General features: G+C 73.2%; 13 protein-coding genes. 8 read left to right on the top strand and 5 right to left on the bottom strand.

Going from position 1 to position 16,561, the window contains the following annotated elements; genetic code table 11:
- Positions 1-72 precede the first annotated feature (72 nt).
- Positions 73-1,212, bottom strand: coding sequence for a pyruvate dehydrogenase (acetyl-transferring) E1 component subunit alpha (gene pdhA / locus ABZW30_RS01440; protein ID WP_355668959.1), 1,140 nt, complete (start codon positions 1,210-1,212; stop codon positions 73-75).
- Positions 1,213-1,376: 164 nt separating this feature from the next.
- Between pdhA and ABZW30_RS01435 the strand changes: the two genes are divergently transcribed.
- A complete protein-coding gene (locus ABZW30_RS01435) occupies positions 1,377-1,823 on the top strand; it encodes an Lrp/AsnC family transcriptional regulator (RefSeq protein WP_355668958.1) in 447 nt (148 codons plus the stop codon).
- Positions 1,824-1,864: 41 nt separating this feature from the next.
- Here the strand turns inward: ABZW30_RS01435 and ABZW30_RS01430 are convergent, their stop codons facing one another.
- Positions 1,865-2,452 (bottom strand): TetR/AcrR family transcriptional regulator, encoded by a 588-nt coding sequence (locus tag ABZW30_RS01430; protein WP_355668957.1) that lies wholly within the window; start codon positions 2,450-2,452, stop codon positions 1,865-1,867.
- Between the two features lie 169 nt (positions 2,453-2,621).
- On the opposite strand from ABZW30_RS01430, the gene ABZW30_RS01425 reads away from it, so the two are divergent.
- From ABZW30_RS01425 to ABZW30_RS01415, 3 genes are all read left to right on the top strand, one after another.
- Positions 2,622-3,887, top strand: a complete 1,266-nt coding sequence (locus tag ABZW30_RS01425) for a hypothetical protein (protein WP_355668956.1) — start codon at positions 2,622-2,624, stop codon at positions 3,885-3,887.
- A gap of 152 nt (positions 3,888-4,039) precedes the next feature.
- Positions 4,040-5,740 (top strand): phenylacetic acid degradation protein PaaN, encoded by a 1,701-nt coding sequence (gene paaN / locus ABZW30_RS01420; protein WP_355668955.1) that lies wholly within the window; start codon positions 4,040-4,042, stop codon positions 5,738-5,740.
- 147 nt (positions 5,741-5,887) lie between these two features.
- Positions 5,888-7,375, top strand: coding sequence for an FAD-dependent monooxygenase (locus tag ABZW30_RS01415; protein WP_355668954.1), 1,488 nt, complete (start codon positions 5,888-5,890; stop codon positions 7,373-7,375).
- 59 nt (positions 7,376-7,434) lie between these two features.
- On the opposite strand, the gene ABZW30_RS01410 is transcribed toward ABZW30_RS01415, so the two are convergent.
- Positions 7,435-7,992, bottom strand: coding sequence for a CGNR zinc finger domain-containing protein (locus ABZW30_RS01410; RefSeq protein ID WP_355668953.1), 558 nt, complete (start codon positions 7,990-7,992; stop codon positions 7,435-7,437).
- A 264-nt stretch (positions 7,993-8,256) separates the two neighbouring features.
- Between ABZW30_RS01410 and ABZW30_RS01405 the strand changes: the two genes are divergently transcribed.
- The 4 genes from ABZW30_RS01405 to ABZW30_RS01390 all read left to right on the top strand — a co-directional run bounded on the left by ABZW30_RS01405 (position 8,257) and on the right by ABZW30_RS01390 (position 13,407).
- The gene (locus ABZW30_RS01405) at positions 8,257-10,422 is read left to right on the top strand and encodes a protease pro-enzyme activation domain-containing protein (protein ID WP_355668952.1); all 2,166 of its coding nucleotides are present in this window, start codon (positions 8,257-8,259) and stop codon (positions 10,420-10,422) included.
- A 313-nt stretch (positions 10,423-10,735) separates the two neighbouring features.
- The gene (locus ABZW30_RS01400) at positions 10,736-11,752 is read left to right on the top strand and encodes an XRE family transcriptional regulator (RefSeq protein WP_355668951.1); all 1,017 of its coding nucleotides are present in this window, start codon (positions 10,736-10,738) and stop codon (positions 11,750-11,752) included.
- 188 nt (positions 11,753-11,940) lie between these two features.
- On the top strand, positions 11,941-12,411 hold the full coding sequence (locus ABZW30_RS01395; protein ID WP_355668950.1) for a VOC family protein: 471 nt from the start codon (positions 11,941-11,943) through the stop codon (positions 12,409-12,411).
- An 84-nt stretch (positions 12,412-12,495) separates the two neighbouring features.
- On the top strand, positions 12,496-13,407 hold the full coding sequence (locus ABZW30_RS01390; protein WP_355668949.1) for a pyridoxamine 5'-phosphate oxidase family protein: 912 nt from the start codon (positions 12,496-12,498) through the stop codon (positions 13,405-13,407).
- A gap of 111 nt (positions 13,408-13,518) precedes the next feature.
- Here the strand turns inward: ABZW30_RS01390 and ABZW30_RS01385 are convergent, their stop codons facing one another.
- Together ABZW30_RS01385 and ABZW30_RS01380 are read right to left on the bottom strand one after the other, a co-directional pair.
- Positions 13,519-14,271 carry a TrmH family RNA methyltransferase gene (locus ABZW30_RS01385; protein ID WP_355669043.1) on the bottom strand — a complete coding sequence of 251 codons (753 nt, stop codon included), beginning with the start codon at positions 14,269-14,271 and terminating at the stop codon, positions 13,519-13,521.
- 159 nt (positions 14,272-14,430) lie between these two features.
- Positions 14,431-16,554, bottom strand: coding sequence for an FUSC family protein (locus tag ABZW30_RS01380; RefSeq protein WP_355668948.1), 2,124 nt, complete (start codon positions 16,552-16,554; stop codon positions 14,431-14,433).
- Positions 16,555-16,561: the final 7 nt, after the last annotated feature.

Here is a 16,561-nt window from a genome sequence, read left to right as displayed (position 1 = left end):
TGCGCGCGGAAACACTGGAGGTGTGCCGCGAAGCGGCTCCGCCAAGGGTGGGGGTGGGGGACGGGTGGGACATTACTGCTGCACCTCGGCCTCGGCGGCCAGCTCGGCGGACAACTGGGCGGCCTGCTCCCGCAGTTGCGGGGTCGGCTCGGCGTAGACGTGGGCGAACAGCGCCATCGGGTCGAGCTCCGGGTCGGCGTGGAACTCGGCCCGCATCCGGGCCGCCAGCGCCTCCGCCTCGTCCGCCGCCTCCTGCACCAACCGGTCGTCCAGAACGTCGAGTTCGCGCAGTGCGCGCTCCATCAGCAGGATCGGGTCGTGCTCCCGCCAGGCGTCCACCTCGGGCTCGGTGCGGTAGCGGGTGGCGTCGTCGGCGTTGGTGTGGGCCTCGATCCGGTAGGTCAGCGCCTCGATCAGGGTCGGGCCCTCGCCGCTGCGGGCCCGCTCGACCGCCTCGGTGAGCACGGAGTGCAGCGCGGGCGCGTCGTTGCCGTCCACCAGCCGGCCCGGCATGCCGTAGCCGACGGCCTTGTGGGCCAGGCTGGGCGCGGCGGACTGCGCGCTGAGCGGGACGGAGATGGCGTAGCCGTTGTTCTGCACCAGGAAGACCACCGGGGCCCGGAGCACGGCCGCGAAGTTCAGCGCCTCGTGGAAGTCGCCCTCGCTGGTGCCGCCGTCGCCGAGCATGGCCATCGCGACCACCGGCTCGCCGCGCAGCCGGGCGGCGTGCGCCAGCCCGACCGCGTGCGGGGCCTGGGTGCCGAGCGGGGTGCAGAGCGGGGCGGTGCGGCTGGCGCGCGGGTCGTAGCCGGTGTGGGCGTTGCCGCGCAGCAGGGTCAGCGCCTCCAGCGGGTCGACACCCCGGGATACCACCGCGAGGGTGTCGCGGTAGCTGGGGAAGAGCCAGTCGCGTTCGCCGAGCACCAGCGCGGCGGCGACCTGGCAGGCCTCCTGGCCGGTGGAGGCGGGGTAGACGGCGAGTCGGCCCTGTTTGGTGAGGGTGGTGGCCTGCTGGTTGTAGCGGCGGCCGACCACCAGGCGGCGGTAGAGCTCGCGCAGCAGCGCCGGGTCGTACTTCTCCAGCGCGGGGGTGCCGAGCACCCGGACGGGGGAGACGTCCGGGAGAAGGGGGGCCGGATCGGTGCGGGGGGCGGTGGCCCCGGGCAGCCAGCCGGGCACCGCCGTGTGGTGTCTGTGGTCGAGAACGGTCATCTCGGGGCACCTCCATGGGTGGCGGGGGCTCCCTACCGATTGTTCGGTCGTCTGTTCATCTTGACCAGAAGCGTGACAAGGTGGTGGACATTCGGCCTGTACGGCGGTCGACTGGTGGCAGTGCGTCCAATCGGTGAGGGTGGGGGGTCATGTCGGCTGAACAGATGTCCAGACTCGACCGGGTCGACCGGTCGATCCTGCGGCTGCTGCAGCAGGACGGTCGCGCCTCGATCCGCTCGGTGGCCGAGCGGGTCCACGTGTCCCGGGCCAATGCGTACGCCCGGATCTCCAGGATGGTCGAGGACGGCATCATTCGCGGCTTCACCGCCAGGGTCGACCACGAACGGGCCGGTCAGGGCGCGTCCGCGTACATCACCCTGAAGATCGTCCAGAATTCCTGGCGCACCGTACGCGAGCAGCTGCTGGCGCTGCCCGGGGTCGCCCACATCGCGCTGGTCGGCGGCGACTTCGACGTCCTGCTGCTGGTGCACACCGCGGACAACCACGCCCTGCGGGAGCTGGTGCTCAACCGGATCCAGTCCATCCCACAGGTGCTCGGTACACGAACCATGCTGGTGTTCGAGGAGACCGACCAGGTGCCTCCGGATTAGGCGCCCTTCGCCTCCGGGGCGCTCTCAGGGCGCGCGAGCCGTCAGGTGCGCGCCCGCAGCCCGTCGAAGGCCAGGTGCACCACCGCGTCCCCGACCCCGTCGGCGGCCTTCAGCCCCGGCCGATACCACTCCACGATCGAGTTGATCATCCCGAACAGCAGCCGGGTGGCCAGCCGGGGCTCCACGTCCGCGCGCAGCGAGCCGTCCGCGACGGCCGCCCGCAGCAGCTCGGCGACCTGGTGGTCGAAGTCCCGCCGGCGCTCCAGCGCCCACTGCTCGGTGGCCGTGTTGCCGCGCACCCGCAGCAGCAGCGTCACGTACGGCAGCTCCTCCAGCAGCACCTCGGCGGTGCGCCGCACCACGTGCTCCAGCCGCTTCACCGCAGGGCCCTCGACCGCGGCCGGCTCGGCCAGGATCGCGAACAACCCGTCCAGCGCCCGCCCGACGGCCAGCCGCAGCAGCTCCTCCTTGCCGCGGACGTGGTGGTAGATGGAGGACTTGGAGATCCCGGCCGCCCGGGACAGGTCCTCCATCGAGGTGCCGTCGTAGCCGCGCTCGTTGAACACGTCGACGGTCACCGCGAGCAGCGACTCGACGGTGTAGGCGGTGCGCGTGGTGTGATCGGCCATCCTCCGAGTATCCCCGGCCGCCTCGGGCCGCACGCGGTCGGGTCGGCCGGTCCGTGCCGGAACGCTCGGTCCGTACCGGACCCGGCGTCGCCACGCGGGCGGGAGTTCGCGAACCGCCTAGAATTCGGCGGACGATCGTCCACGTCCAGCAGGCTGGGGTCCACCGCTGATGAACGCAATACCGGCAGTCTCCTCCGACGTGCCCGAACAGGGCAGCGAGGAGCCGGAGGGCGTCCCGAGCACCTGGCAGGACCGCGCACGCGCGCTGGTGGTCCGGTTCGGCCCGGCCGTGTGGTGCTACGCGGTGCTGAAGCTGATCGGCTTCACCGTGTTCATGAAGCTGCTCTCCTTCGCCGGCGACTACGCCAAGAAGCCGGCCCGGTTCGGCGGCGGCGCCAACACCTGGGACGTGCTGGCCAGCTGGGACGGCTGGTGGTACCAGCAGGTCGCGCAGTTCGGCTACCACCCGGCGCTGATCCCGGTCCCGGGCGGACAGCCCGGCTTCACCATCGAGCAGAACTCGGCCGCCTTCTTCCCGCTCTACCCGGGCCTGATGCGGTTGACCTCGGACGTCACCGGGCTCGGCCTGTACGGCGCCGGGATGCTGGTCTCGGTGGTGGCCTCGCTGTTCGCCGCCGCCGGGATCTACGCGGTGGTGGAGAAGACGTCCGGCCCCCGGGCGGGCGTGATCGCAGCCGGGATCTGGGCGATCGCCCCGGGCTCGGGCGCCGAGTGGGCGCTCTACTCGGACTCCCTGTTCGTCGCGCTGGCCGCCTGGGCCTGCTACTTCACGATGACCAAGCAGTGGGTCACGGCAGGGGCGATCACCCTGGTCGCCGGGCTCAACCGGCCGACCTCGGCGGCGCTGATCGGCGCGGTCGGCCTGGCCGCGCTGGTGGAGCTGTACCGGCGGGAGAGCGGCGTGCTGCGCCCGCTGGCGGCGATGGCGCTGGCCCCGGTCGGCCTGCTCGGATACGTGGCCTGGGTGGGCTGGCGGACCGGCGATTGGGGCGGCTACTTCCGGCTGCAGCACGACGCCTGGCTGCACTACTTCGACTGGGGCCAGGGCACCTGGCACTCGATCCGCGGGGTGCTGCTGGGCCGCAGCGACTACCCCTTCGCCTTCCCGGTGCCGGACCTGCTGGCCACCCTGATCGTGTTCAGCCTGCCGGTGCTGATCGTGCTGCTGGTCCGGCTGCGCCCGCCGCTGGTGCTGACCGCCTACACGCTGGCCACGATCGTGTCGGTGCTCGGGAGCCTGGGCATCTTCGGCAACGTCTCGCGGTACCTGCTGCCGGCGTTCCCGCTGTTCATCGCGCTCGCGGTGGGGATGCGCAAGCTCAGCTGGCCGGTGCTGGCCGCGGTGCTGGGCACCGGTGCGGTCGCCTCGGGCTGGTACGCCGGGTACGTGATCTTCGAGCTGGGCGTGCCGTAACCCCCGCGTTCCGCAACCCCCACGGGGGCGCGTCCGGCGAGGACGCGCCCCCGTGTTTTTTTGCCGCAATACGATCCCTGCACCCTCTTGAGCCGACCGATCGTTCGGTTACTCTGTGACGTGTCCCGTCCTCCCCTCTGAGGAGCGCACAGATGTCCGCAGCGGTCACCCACCCCCTCGTCAGCGAACTGGTCGAGCGCCACCAGGCCACCCTGGACGCCGCGCTCGCCGCCGCCGCGAAGCGCGACTACTGGTCCGCATACCCCGAGTTCCCGAAGGCCTACGGCGAGAGCGGCCCGGCCGACGGCAAGGCCGCCTTCGACGCCCTGCTCGGCAAGCCGTTCACCCTCGACGGCCACCCCACCGACGGCGACCAGGTCGGCGGCGAGGCCTCCCCGTACGGCATCGAGCTGGGCATCACCTACCCGCACGCCGACCCGGACGCGCTGATCGCCGCGATGAGCACCGCCCGGCCCGGCTGGGCCGCCGCCTCCCCGCTGGAGCGCGCCGCCGTCTGCCTGGAGATCCTGCACCGGATCAACGCCCGCTCCCACGAGTTCGCCCAGGCCGTCATGCACACCACCGGCCAGGCCTACGGCATGGCCTTCCAGGCCGGCGGCCCGCACGCCCAGGACCGCGGCCTGGAGGCCGTCACCTACGCGTACGCCGAGCAGACCCGGCTGCCCCGGCAGGCCGGCTGGACCAAGCCGCAGGGCAAGCGCGAGCCGCTGGTGATGACCAAGGAGTTCACCGTCGTCCCGCGCGGCCTCGCGCTGCTGATCGGCTGCAACACCTTCCCCACCTGGAACGGCTACCCGGGCCTGTTCGCCTCGCTGGCCACCGGCAACCCGGTGCTGGTCAAGCCGCACCCGCGGGCCGTGCTGCCGCTCGCGCTGACCGTCGCGATCGCCCGCGAGGTGCTCGCCGAGGCCGGTTTCGACCCCAACCTGGTCTGCCTGGCCGCCGAGCACGAGGGCGGCACCGTCGCCCAGGGCCTCGCCGTGCGGCCCGAGATCAAGATGATCGACTACACCGGCTCGACCACCTTCGGCGACTGGCTGGAGGAGCACGCCAAGCAGGCGCAGGTCTACACCGAGAAGGCCGGTGTCAACGCGGTGGTGATCGACTCCACCGACGACTACAAGGGCATGCTCGGCAACCTGGCCTTCGCGCTCTCGCTCTACAGCGGCCAGATGTGCACCACCCCGCAGAACCTGCTGATCCCGCGCGGCGGCATCAGCACCGACCAGGGCGACAAGTCCTTCGACCAGGTGGTCGCCGACCTCGCCACCGCCATCGAGGGCCTGCTCTCCGACGACGCCCGCGCCGCCGCCATCCTCGGCGCCGTGGTCAACCCGGGCGTGCTGCAGCGCTCGGCCGCCGCGGCCGGCGGCGAGTACGGCGAACTCGCCCTCGCCCCGCGCGCGGTGACCTCGCCCGACTTCCCCGGCGCGACCGTGCGCACCCCGGCGCTGGTCAAGCTCAACGCCGACAAGCCGGACGACCGCTCGGTGTTCCGCAGCGAGTGCTTCGGCCCGGTCTCCTTCGCCGTCGCCGTCGAGTCCACCCCCGCCGCCGTGGAGCTGCTGCGCACCACCGTCCGGGAGAAGGGCGCGATGACGGCCTCCGGCTACACCACCTCGCCCGAGGTGGAGGCCCTGCTGGTCGAGGCGGCGCTGGACTCCGGCGTCTCCCTCTCGCTCAACCTCACCGGCGGCGTCTACCCCAACCAGACCGCCGCCTTCTCCGACCTGCACGGCACCGGCGCCAACCCGGCCGCCAACTCGGCCTACTGCGACGGCGCCTTCGTCGCCAACCGGTTCCGCACGGTGGAGATCCGCCGGCACAGCTGAGGCACCCCCCGCGCGTCCCGGTCCCCCGGTGGTCATCGGCCACCGGGGGACCGGCGGTTCACAGCTCCCGTGCGGCCCGCGATGATGGAGGCTGGGAGAACGCCTGGAACGGCGTCCAACCGCCCTCCGAACAACGGGAGCTGATACATGGCCGTGAAGCCGACGACCGAAACCGACGTCATCATCGTCGGCGCCGGACCGACCGGACTGCTGCTGGCCGGCGACCTCGCCGCCGCCGGAGTCGGCGTCACCGTCCTGGAGAAGCGCACCGCCGAGTCCAACCTCACCCGGGCCTTCGCCGTGCACGCCCGCAGCCTGGAGCTGCTGGACGCCCGGGGCCTGGCCGACGAACTCATCGCCACCGGCCGCCCGCTCGGCTCGCTGAGGATGTTCAACCGCGCCGTGATCGACCTCAGCGCGATGCCCACCCGGTTCCCGTTCGTCCTGATCACCCCGCAGTACAACGTCGAACGGCTGCTCCAGGAGCGCGCCGAGAAGGCCGGCGCCGTGATCGTGCGCGGCGCCGAGGTCACCGGCCTGCGCCAGGACGCCGAGGGCGTCACCCTGGAGACCCGCGACGGGCAGGCCCACCGCGCCCGGTACGCGGTCGGCACCGACGGCGTCCGCTCCGCCGTCCGCGACCTGCTCGGCATCCCCTTCCCCGGCGAGGCGGTGGTCGACTCCGTGCTGCTCGCCGACGTCCGGCTGGAGCGCGAGCCCGCCGACGCGATCGCCGTCGGCGCCAACAAGAGCGGCTTCTCCTTCGTCGTCCCGTTCGGCGACGGCTGGTACCGGGTCATCGCCTGGGACCGCAACGAGCACTGGACCGACGGCGCCACCCCCACGCCCGAGCAGCTCACCGCGATCGTGCTGGCCACCCAGGGCGAGGACTACGGCCTGCACGACGTACGGTGGAGCTCCACCTTCCACAGCGACGAGCGCCAGGCCCCCAACTACCGCTCCGGCCGCGTCTTCCTGGCCGGCGACGCCGCCCACTGCCACTCCCCGGCCGGCGGCCAGGGCATGAACACCGGCCTCCAGGACGCCGCCAACCTCTCCTGGAAGCTCGCCGCCACCCTCCGGGGCCGGGCCGCCGACGCGCTGCTGGACACGTACCAGACCGAGCGGCACCCGGTCGGCAGGATGGTGCTGCGCACCTCCGGCGCGCTGATCCGGATCGCGCTCGCCGAGTCCGCCCCCACCCGCGCCCTGCGCAGCGCGCTCACCGCGCTCGGCGGCCATCTCGACCTGATCAGCGATCGCGGTGCCCGGATGGTCGCCGGCATCGAGATCTCGTACCCGGCGCCCAAGGGCGCCCACCCGCAGGTCGGCAAGCGCGTCCCGGACCTGCGGCTGACCGCGCTGAGCAAGCCCGAGGAGGGCGCCCCGGCCGGCCCCGAGCGGCTCTACGAGGCGCTGCGTGCCGGGCGGTTCGTGCTGGTCAGCAATGACGAGCTGACCGCCGCCGAGCCCTGGGCGGACCGGATGGTCTCCGCCGCCCCGGCCGACCCGCACGGCAAGCTGGCCGACACCGTCCTGCTGATCCGCCCGGACGGCTACGTCGCCTGGGCCGCCGTCGACCCCGGCCAGGGCGAGCTCACCGAGGCCCTGACCAGCTGGCTGGGCGCCGCCTGACCAGCGGTCGGCGGGTGCGGCACCTCGCCGCACCCGCCGACCATTTGTTCGGTCGTCCGTTAACCCCGCGCCTTCACGTAGTGCCGCGCCGCCTTCGCCCGATTCCCGCAGACGGCCATCCGGCACCAGCGCCGGCGGCCGTTCTGCGAGGCGTCGAAGAAATGCAGAATGCACGCCTCGTGTGCGCACTGCTTCACCCGGTGTGCCCCCTGCCCGAGCAGGGTGAGGAAGTCGTCCGCCGCCAGCCAGGGCGCCAGCCACTCCGGCCGGTCGGCCTCCACCAGGTCCGCGGCCCCGCCCGCTCCGGCCGTCCGCCGGATCCGCCCGTGCGCCAGCACCGCGTCCAGCCCGCCGCGCGCCCGTACGCTCAACTCGCCCCGCTCACGGGCCTCCTGGGCGGCCAGCCCGATCACCTCGCGAGCCTCCCGGATCGCCGCCAGCCCGGCCTCGTCGGCCGCGCAGCGCCCGTTCAACCCGTTCGAGGAGAGCCAGATCCCGTACTCCTCGACGCCGGTGAGCAGATCGTTGACGGGCGTGCCGGCCCAGCGCGTGTTGAGCAGGTCGAGCGCGAGCGGCTCGCCGGTCAGCGGTCGGGGGTCCCTCGGGTCTGCCGTCACGTCAGTCGTCCCTCTCCCTCGGCTCCGCCCGATTCTACGTCCGCGTCCCGCACCGTGAATTGGTATGGACCAGCAGCGGAATTCCGGCCATTCACTGTATGGAATCACCGGCCTTCCGGGGCTCCACAGTTGACTGTTTTTTAGCAACGAATTGCTTGGTCATGGGACATCTCGCGCATCTGTTCTGTCATGTTCTAGCCAGCGTTCTCACCCCGGAACGCCTGGCCCCTTGCCGGCCCCCACAGCCGGCCCGAGGAGGATCCGTTGCGCCCCCGCACTCTCGCACTCGCTGCGGCGATAGCCGTCCTGCCGCTGACCGCCGTCTCGCTCGGCGTCTCCACCGCGCAGGCCGCCCCCACCCCGCACGCCACCCCGCGCGTCGCCCTGCCGAACACCGTGAACCCGGCGGTGGCCCACTCGGAGAAGAAGGGTGACGTCCCGGCCGAGCAGCAGATCTCGGTGGCCGTCAGCCTCAAGCTGCGCAACGCCGACGCCCTGGACCGCTTCCTCACCGCGGTCACCACGCCCGGCTCGCCGCAGTTCGGCAAGTACCTGACGCCGGAGCAGTTCACCGCGCAGTTCGGCCCGACCCAGCAGGACGTCGACCAGGTCAAGGCGTACCTGGCCGCACAGGGCCTGACCGTCGCAGACGTGAGCGCCAACCGCCAGGTGGTCACCGCCCACGGCACCACCGCGCAGATCTCGCAGGCCTTCGGCACCCACGAGAGCTCCTACGTGGACCCGCAGCTGCAGCGCGCGTTCTTCGCCAACGACGCCGCCGCCTCGATCCCCGCCGACCTGGCCTCCGTGGTCCAGGGCGTGAGCGGCCTGGACAACCACGCGGTGCGCAAGAACCGCATCGCCAAGCCGAACTCGGTCACCCCGAACGCCGCCACCTCCACCCCGAGCGGCCTGAGCCCGGCCCAGTACGACGGCGCCTACAACCTGAACAAGACCGGCGCCGACGGCACCGGCACGACGGTCGCCCTCTGGGAGTTCGACGGCTACAAGTCCTCGGACCTGACCACCTACGACTCGCAGTACGGCCTGACCGGCCCGGCCGTCTCCACGGTCTCGGTGGACGGCGCCAACTACGACTCCGCGCCCGGCCAGGGCATGGGCGAGGTCGAGCTGGACAGCGAGATCGTCCGCGGCGCGGCCCCCAAGGCCACCCAGCTGATCTACGAGGCGCCCAACAGCGACCAGGGCGAGATCGACATGGCCAACAAGATCGTGGCCGACAACAAGGCCTCGGTCATCTCGATCTCCTGGGGCTCCTGCGAGCCGGACACCACCGCCGCCTCGATGACCGCCGTCGACAACGCCTTCAAGCAGGCCGCCGCCCAGGGCATCTCGATCTTCTCCGCCTCCGGCGACGACGGCTCGCGCGACTGCACCCGCTCCACCAGCGGCTCGACCGTCAAGGCCGTCGACTTCCCGGCGTCCAGCCCGCACCAGACCGGTGTCGGCGGCACCAACCTCAAGGTCACCAGCGGCAACGCCTACTCCTCGGAGAGCGCCTGGAGCACCGCCGGCGGCGGCGTCTCCACCGTGTTCAGCAAGCCGAGCTGGCAGACCGGCACCGGCGTCAACGGCACCATGCGCACCGTCCCGGACGTCGCCTCCAACGCCGACCCGCAGAGCGGCTTCGCGATCTACACCGGCGGCGCCTGGCAGGTCTACGGCGGCACCAGCGCGGCCGCGCCGCTGTGGTCCGGCTACGCCGCCCAGTTCAACCAGAAGGCCAAGGCCGCCGGGCAGCCGGTCCTCGGCGAGGCGAGCCCGCGGCTGTACGCGGTCGCGAACAGCAGCAGCTACGGCAGCACCTTCCACGACGTGACCACCGGCGCCAACCAGGACTTCTCCGCCAAGGCCGGCTACGACCAGGTCACCGGCTGGGGCTCCCCGGTCGCCGACGCCCTGACCACCGCCCTGCTCGGCGGCGGCGGCACCACCCCGCCGCCCACCGGCGGCTGCACCGCCGCCCAGCTGATCGGCAACGGCGGCTTCGAGACCGGCACCGCCGCCCCGTGGACCACCTCCTCGGGCGTCATCGACAACAGCAGCTCGCAGCCGGCCCACTCGGGCAGCTGGAAGGCCTGGCTGGACGGCTACGGCACCACCCACACCGACACCCTGTCGCAGACCGTCTCGGTCCCGACCGGCTGCGCCTCCGCGACCCTCACCTTCTGGCTGCACATCGACACCGCGGAGACCGGCAGCACCGCGTACGACACGCTGACCCTGCAGGGCAACAGCACCACGCTGAAGACCTGGTCCAACGTGGACGCGGCCTCCGGCTACGTCCAGCAGACGGTGGACCTGACCTCCTTCGCCGGCCAGACCGTGACCCTCAAGTTCACCGGCACCGAGGACGGCTCCAACCAGACCAGCTTCGTGATCGACGACGTCGCGCTGAACGTCAAGTGATCACCGGCCGGTAGCTCCACCGAGCAGCACCACCGAGACCCCCGCCGGGGCGGCGCCGAAAGGGCCCGCCCCGGCGGTGTCCGTTTCCGTCATGATCGGTGCCTTCCCCCGTTCAGGGTTCCGGCTGTGTTTCCGGACTGTTTCAAGATCGCTAACCATCCGGTTCACCTGTCGTGACCACTGTCATACGCGCGACTGATGACGTAGCCTCTCGACCGTGCATAGGGTTCCCCAAAGCTCGGTGAAGCCGCTGGCGGCGCGCCCCGGCGCCGGCCCGGTGCCACCGAACTCACCTGGTGGGGAGGGTCACCGCATGGCCGCACAGCAACCTCAGGACGCCGCGCGGCTGCGGCTGGTCGGATCGCGTACGGAGCGTACCGACCCGCCCGCGCCTGCGCCTGCGCCCGCGCCCGCGCCGTCCGCCGGACGCCCCTCCCCGGCCGGCGGCTTCGCGGACGCCCTGCACCTGGCCATCGAGGCCAGCGGCCTCAGCCTGGACCGGATCCGGGCGGCGCTCGCCCAACGCGGCGTCAGGGTCAGCGTGACGACCCTCAGTTACTGGCGCCGCGGCCGCAGCCAGCCCGAGCGAGCCAGCTCGCTGCGCGCCGTCCACCTGCTGGAGGAGCTGCTCGGCCTGCCGCACAGCTCGCTCTCCTCGCTGCTCGGCCCGCCACGCCCGCGCGGCCGCTGGGCCGCCGCCGCCAGCGCCAGCCACCTGGGGCTGGAGGACGTCTGGCCGGGCGAGCAGGAGATCGCCGCGATCTTCTCCGAGCTGGACGCCCCGCCCGCCGGCGAGCTGGAGCGGCTCAGCATCCACGACTCGTACTACGTGGACGCCGAGCGGCGCGCCAACCTGCTCCGGATGCGCCAGGTGGTGCGCGCCACGGTCGGCGGCGTCGGCCGCTGCCTGGTGGTGCACAAGGCCGACGAGGAGGCCACCGGCTGCCCGGAGATCACCTCGGTGCGGCACGGCCGGCTCGGCCGGGTCCGCCGCCGCCCGGAGGTCGGGCTGACCGTCGCCGAGCTGATGCTGGACCGCCCGCTCGGGCTCGGCGACAGCACGGTCTTCGAGTACGAGGTGGAGATCCCGCCCGGCGGCCCGACCATGGAGTACAGCCGCCGCTTCGCCACCCAGGTGCGCGAGTACGTGCTCCAGGTCCACTTCGACCCGGCTGCCGTCCCGGCGCACTGCGAGCGCTACGACCGCGAGCCGGGCGCCGACGTCGACCACCGTCGTGAGCAGCTGTGGATCGGCGCCTCGGCGAGCGCCCACGTCCTGGCCCCGGACCAGCAGCCGGGCCACATCGGCATCCGCTGGGAGTGGGCCTAGCCCCTCCCGCCCAGAGGCCCCGTCGGACCGTCATCGGTCCGACGGGGCTTTCGCGTTCCCACCCCCGAAAACCTAACCCCTAAAAGCGCAGGTAGTGGTTGACGCTCCATCACCTAACTCCTAGTCTCATGAGTACCGGTTAGGCAGGAGCCTCGCCGGACCGCCCCAGCCTCCGGGAGTGACCAGGCATGTCCAGCACCACCCTGCTCCGCACCCTGCAGACCGGCCACGTGGGCCTGAACGTCACCGACCTGGCCCGCTCGATCGACTTCTACCGCGCCGTCCTCGGCCTCCAGATCGCCCACGAGAGCACCGACCCCGAGCGCCGCTACGCGCTGCTCGGCCGCGACGGCCGCCTGGTGGTCACCCTCTGGCAGCAGAGCGCCGGCGCCTTCTCCACCGCGACCCCCGGCCTGCACCACCTCTCCTTCGAGGTCGAGAGCCTGGACGAGGTCCGCGCCACCGAGCAGCTGCTGCGCGAGCTGGGAGCCGAGTTCGCCTACGACGGCGTCGTCCCGCACGGCGAGGGCTCGGCCTCCGGCGGCATCTTCTTCTCCGACCCGGACGGCATCCGGCTGGAGATCTACACCCGCACCGGAGTGGACCAGACCGACGCCGAGGCGCCCACCACCGGCGCCCCGACCTGCGGCTTCTTCTAAGCCGAAGGATCCGACCGGTTCCGGGCCGGCACGACCGGTGGGCCACGGGGGAGCACACCGACCGCGCCGAGGAGGGAGCACACCATGACGACCATCAGCACGCCGTACCACGCCGGAGAGCGGGCCGCCCAGGCCCGGGCCGGCCTGACCGAACGGGCCGACCACGCCGGCCGGTCGATCCGCAGCACCGTCCCGGCGGTGGCCGCACGCTTCCTCACCGAGCGGCGGATGCTGGTGGTCGGCGCCGCCGACCTCGACGGCCGGATCTGGGCCACCCAGCTGGCCGGCCCGGCCGGCTTCCTGCAGGCCGCGGACGAGCGGACGATGACGGTCGCCGCCCGCCCCGCGGGGGCCGACCCGCTGGCCGAGGCGCTGGACCGCCCGGCCCGGGTCGGCACCATCGCCCTGGACCCGGCCGGCCGCCGCCGGATGCGGCTCAACGGCCGCTCGGCGCCGGACGGCCGGGGCGGGCTGACGGTCCACGCCGAGGAGGTGGTCTCCAACTGCCCGAAGTACATCCAGCGCCGCACCCCGCTGGACCGCCCGGGCGCCGGTGCGCCCCGTACGGTCGCGTCCGGCCCGGTGCTGTCGACGGCGCAGCAGCTGGCCCTGGCCACCGCCGACACCTTCTTCATCGCCACCGCCGGCCCGGACGGCAGTGTGGACGCCTCACACCGCGGCGGCTTCCCGGGCTTCCTGGAGGCGGTCGGGCCGGACCGGGTGCGCTGGCCCGAATATCGCGGCAACAGCATGTTCATGACGCTCGGAAACCTGGAGCTGGACCCGCGGGCCGGCCTGCTGCTGCCCGACTGGGAGACCGGCGGGGCGCTGCTGGTCACCGGCGAGGCCCGCGCCGACTGGTCCGAGGAGGCCCGGGAGGCCGCCCCGGGCGCCGAGCGGATGGTCGAACTGACCGTCACCGGCGTGCTGGAACTCGCCGACGCCACCCCGCTGGCCTGGACCGATCCCGAGTACTCGCCCGCCAACCCGCGCTGATCCACCTCCGGGAACAGCACCGGGTCCGTTCCGGCACCACCGGCTCCGCCCGGCCGGCGCCGGACCGGTTGCTCGATCGGTCCGCACCCGCTCAGCCCGGTCCGCCGCGCCTCAGCGCTTGCCGGACATCCAGTGGAACAGGCCCATCGCGACACTGGTCGCCAGGTTGAAGCTGGACACCCCGGCCTGCATCGGCACCGCGACCAGGTGGTCGGCGCGGGCCTTGAGCTCCGCCGAGACGCCGTGCCGCTCGGTGCCGAAGGCCAGCAGCGCGTCGTCCGGGAACGGCAGGTCGCGGATGTCCGCGCCCTCCGGGTCCAGCACGTACAGCGGCCCGGCGGGCAGCTCCGGCAGGCTCAGCCGCTCGACGGCGGTGGCGAAGTGCAGTCCCGCGCTGCCGCGCAGCACGGTCGGGTGCCAGGGGTCCAGGTCCCCGGTGGTCACCACCCCGGTGGCACCGAACCCGGCCGCCAACCGGATCACCGCCCCGACGTTGCCCAGGTTGCGCGGGTTCTCCAGCAGCACCACCGGCGCCTTGCGCGGACGCCGCGCCAGCACTGCCCGGTTGGCCTCGACGGACGGGCGGACGGCCAGCGCGATCACCCCGGTCGGGTGCAGCCGGGGCGCCAGCGTCCGCAACCGGGCCTCGGGCAGCTCCACCGCGAGCGCGTCCACCGCCGGGACGACGTCCTCGGCCAACTCGGCGGCCAACGCCAGCAGCGCCGCCCGATCGGCCGTCAGCACCCGACGGACGTCACCGCCGAAGCGCAGCGCGTGCTTCAGCGCGTGGAACCCGTCCAGCAGCACGGCCCCCGGCTCCTGCTCCACCGTCCGCCACGCCCGCATCAGCTCGTCGTCTCCCATGGCGCTCATGCTCCCACCTCGCTTCGCTCGGCAGTCGCTTCGCGAAACGCGCACCCCTCGATCGTTCACTCGCTCCGCTCGCTCACGCTCCCACCCCGCTTCGCCCGGCAGTCGCTTCGCGAAACGCGCACCCCTCGATCGTTCACTCGCTCCGCTCGCTCATGCTCCCACCTGCCGCCCCTCCGAACTCCCCCGCAGAGCCCGCTCCAGATCCCGCAGAGCGACCCCCAGCAGCCGGGTCCCCGCCCGCACCACGTCCCGCTGCACCCCCGACGGCGCCTCCGCCAGTCGTTCCTCCAGCCGCGCCTGCGCCGCCCGCACCGCCCCGAACTCCACCGGCCGCACCGTCAGCAGCGCCCCCGCCGCCAGTGCCGTCGCCAACCGCAGTTCCTCCGCGTACTCCGCCGCCCCCGGCACGGGATCCGCGTCGGGGGCCGGTAGGTGCGCCTCCAGCAGTACGGCCGCCCGCCCGAGGTGCCCGACCGCCGCGCGGGCCCGGTCGATCTGGCGCCGGCTCACCCCGCTCAGCCCGGACTCGTGCCGCCCCGGTTCCGCGTCGGCCCGCTGCATGGCCTGGATCAGCTCGGACCGCGCCTCCCGCGAGTCCAGCAGCGCCGACCGCACGACCCGCCCCCGCGCCGCCGCCGGCTGCTCGTAGCAGGCGACGACCGCCGCCGCGTACCGCCCGGCCGCCGCCAGCCATTCGGCGAGCCGTTCCCCGAGCCGCGCGGTCTGCCAGGTCGGGAACAGCGCGTACGTCAGCAGCGCCACCGAACCGCCGAGCAGCGTCAGCCCCACCCGCTCGAAGGCCGTCACCAGCGGGTCCCCGGCCTGCAGCCCGAGCAGGAACACCACGTACGAGGAGATCCCGACCGTGGTCAGCGCGTACCCGGTCCGGAAGGCGAGGTACGCCCCGCCGATGCACAGCACCGCCAGCGCGGCCAGCACCCACTCCCCGGGGTGGACGAGCTGCACCACCAGCGTCGAGACGGCGACCCCGACGACCGTCCCGGCCAGCCGCGCGACGCCCCGGCTGTACGTCTGGGCGAAGTCCGGCCGCATCACCATCGCGGCGGTCATCGGCGCCCAGTACCCGTGGTGGAGCCCGGCCAGCCGGGCCAGCAGGTAGGCGACGGTGACCACCCCGGTCAGCCGTACGGCGTGCTGGAAGATCGCCGAGCGCGGCTGCACCTGCCGTCGTACGGCCCGCAGCGCGACCGGCAGCATCCGGACGATGGACGGTTTGTGCAACGCCCCACCGGCCCCGATCACCGGCGTGGTGATGGTGTCCTCGTCGTTGCGGTCCAGCGCGTCCGCGGCCTTGCGCAGCAGTCCGCCGAGCCGGCGGGCGGAGCGCCGGGCCGCCCCCTGCAGCCGCGCCCCCTCCTCCGGCCGGACCAGGGTGAGGGTGGGCGCCGAGCGGGGGAGCCGGACCGGGTCGCCGATGCGGATCGCCCGGGCGAGGGCGTCCATCACCTCGGCGGCGGCCGCCAGCACCTCGCGGGCGCGGTCGCGCTCCGGTCCTTCCTCCGGGGCGCCCACCTTGGGGTCGGCGAGCGCGGCGAGGGTGGGTCGGATCCGCTCGGCGAGGCCGCGCAGGCCGCGCAGTTCGGGCGGCCGGTGGCGGTCCTGCCAGGGGGTCAGGGCGGCGGCGCTCCGGGCGGTCATGAACGGCGCCGGGTCCACATGCGCGGTCGGGTCCTGCCGCAACCGGCGTGCGTAGTCGGCGAGTTCGGCGTAGGTGTCGGCGAGGGCGCCCCGCTGGGCGGTCCAACTCCCGATTGGCCACAGGGTGATGACGACCGCCTGGACGACCCCGCCGAGCGCGGCGACCAGTCCGTGGCCGAGCGCGGCCAGCGCGCTGACCGGCAGCTGGACGACGATCAGCATCACCGACAGGGTGTTGGCCGCGACCACCCCGGCGGTCGGCCCGATCGCCCAGGCGAGCCCGGCGCCGAACGCCCACACCGCGAGCAGCACCGGGAACAGCCCGGTGACCCCGGCGGCCAGGTAGCCGAGGAAGGCGCTGACGCCGAGTCCGAACCCGGCCGCGACGGCCAGGCTGGCCCGAGGCCGGAAGCTGCGCTGGAAGGTGGCGGAGCCGGCGATGAACGCACCCATCGCGGCGGAGGTGGCGAGCGGGACCCCGCCGAGCGCCAGGGTCGGGAACAGCACCAGCGCCACGGCGACCGCGCCGCGCGCGGCCCGCTTGGGGTCGGTGAGCGCCCGGTCCAGGGTGAGTCCGGTCCGCGCGGTGTCACGAAGAGCGGCGAACCAGGACATAACGAAA

Origin of the sequence: Kitasatospora sp. NPDC004669 (assembly GCF_040609455.1) — a bacterium.
In the GTDB taxonomy this organism is placed as follows: domain Bacteria; phylum Actinomycetota; class Actinomycetes; order Streptomycetales; family Streptomycetaceae; genus Kitasatospora.
Note: the sequence above shows the minus strand (reverse complement) of the source record. Positions and strands in the feature narration are given on the sequence as shown.

Bases quoted from the DNA above. Each gene is read 5' to 3' on its own strand.
- pdhA (WP_355668959.1), bottom strand. From the start codon at position 1,212: ATGACCGTTCTCGACCACAGACACCACACGGCGGTGCCCGGCTGGCTG.
- ABZW30_RS01435 (WP_355668958.1), top strand. From the start codon at position 1,377: ATGTCCAGACTCGACCGGGTCGACCGGTCGATCCTGCGGCTGCTGCAG.
- ABZW30_RS01430 (WP_355668957.1), bottom strand. From the start codon at position 2,452: ATGGCCGATCACACCACGCGCACCGCCTACACCGTCGAGTCGCTGCTC.
- ABZW30_RS01425 (WP_355668956.1), top strand. From the start codon at position 2,622: ATGAACGCAATACCGGCAGTCTCCTCCGACGTGCCCGAACAGGGCAGC.
- paaN (WP_355668955.1), top strand. From the start codon at position 4,040: ATGTCCGCAGCGGTCACCCACCCCCTCGTCAGCGAACTGGTCGAGCGC.
- ABZW30_RS01415 (WP_355668954.1), top strand. From the start codon at position 5,888: ATGGCCGTGAAGCCGACGACCGAAACCGACGTCATCATCGTCGGCGCC.
- ABZW30_RS01400 (WP_355668951.1), top strand. From the start codon at position 10,736: ATGGCCGCACAGCAACCTCAGGACGCCGCGCGGCTGCGGCTGGTCGGA.
- ABZW30_RS01395 (WP_355668950.1), top strand. From the start codon at position 11,941: ATGTCCAGCACCACCCTGCTCCGCACCCTGCAGACCGGCCACGTGGGC.
- ABZW30_RS01390 (WP_355668949.1), top strand. From the start codon at position 12,496: ATGACGACCATCAGCACGCCGTACCACGCCGGAGAGCGGGCCGCCCAG.
- ABZW30_RS01385 (WP_355669043.1), bottom strand. From the start codon at position 14,271: ATGGGAGACGACGAGCTGATGCGGGCGTGGCGGACGGTGGAGCAGGAG.
- ABZW30_RS01380 (WP_355668948.1), bottom strand. From the start codon at position 16,554: ATGTCCTGGTTCGCCGCTCTTCGTGACACCGCGCGGACCGGACTCACC.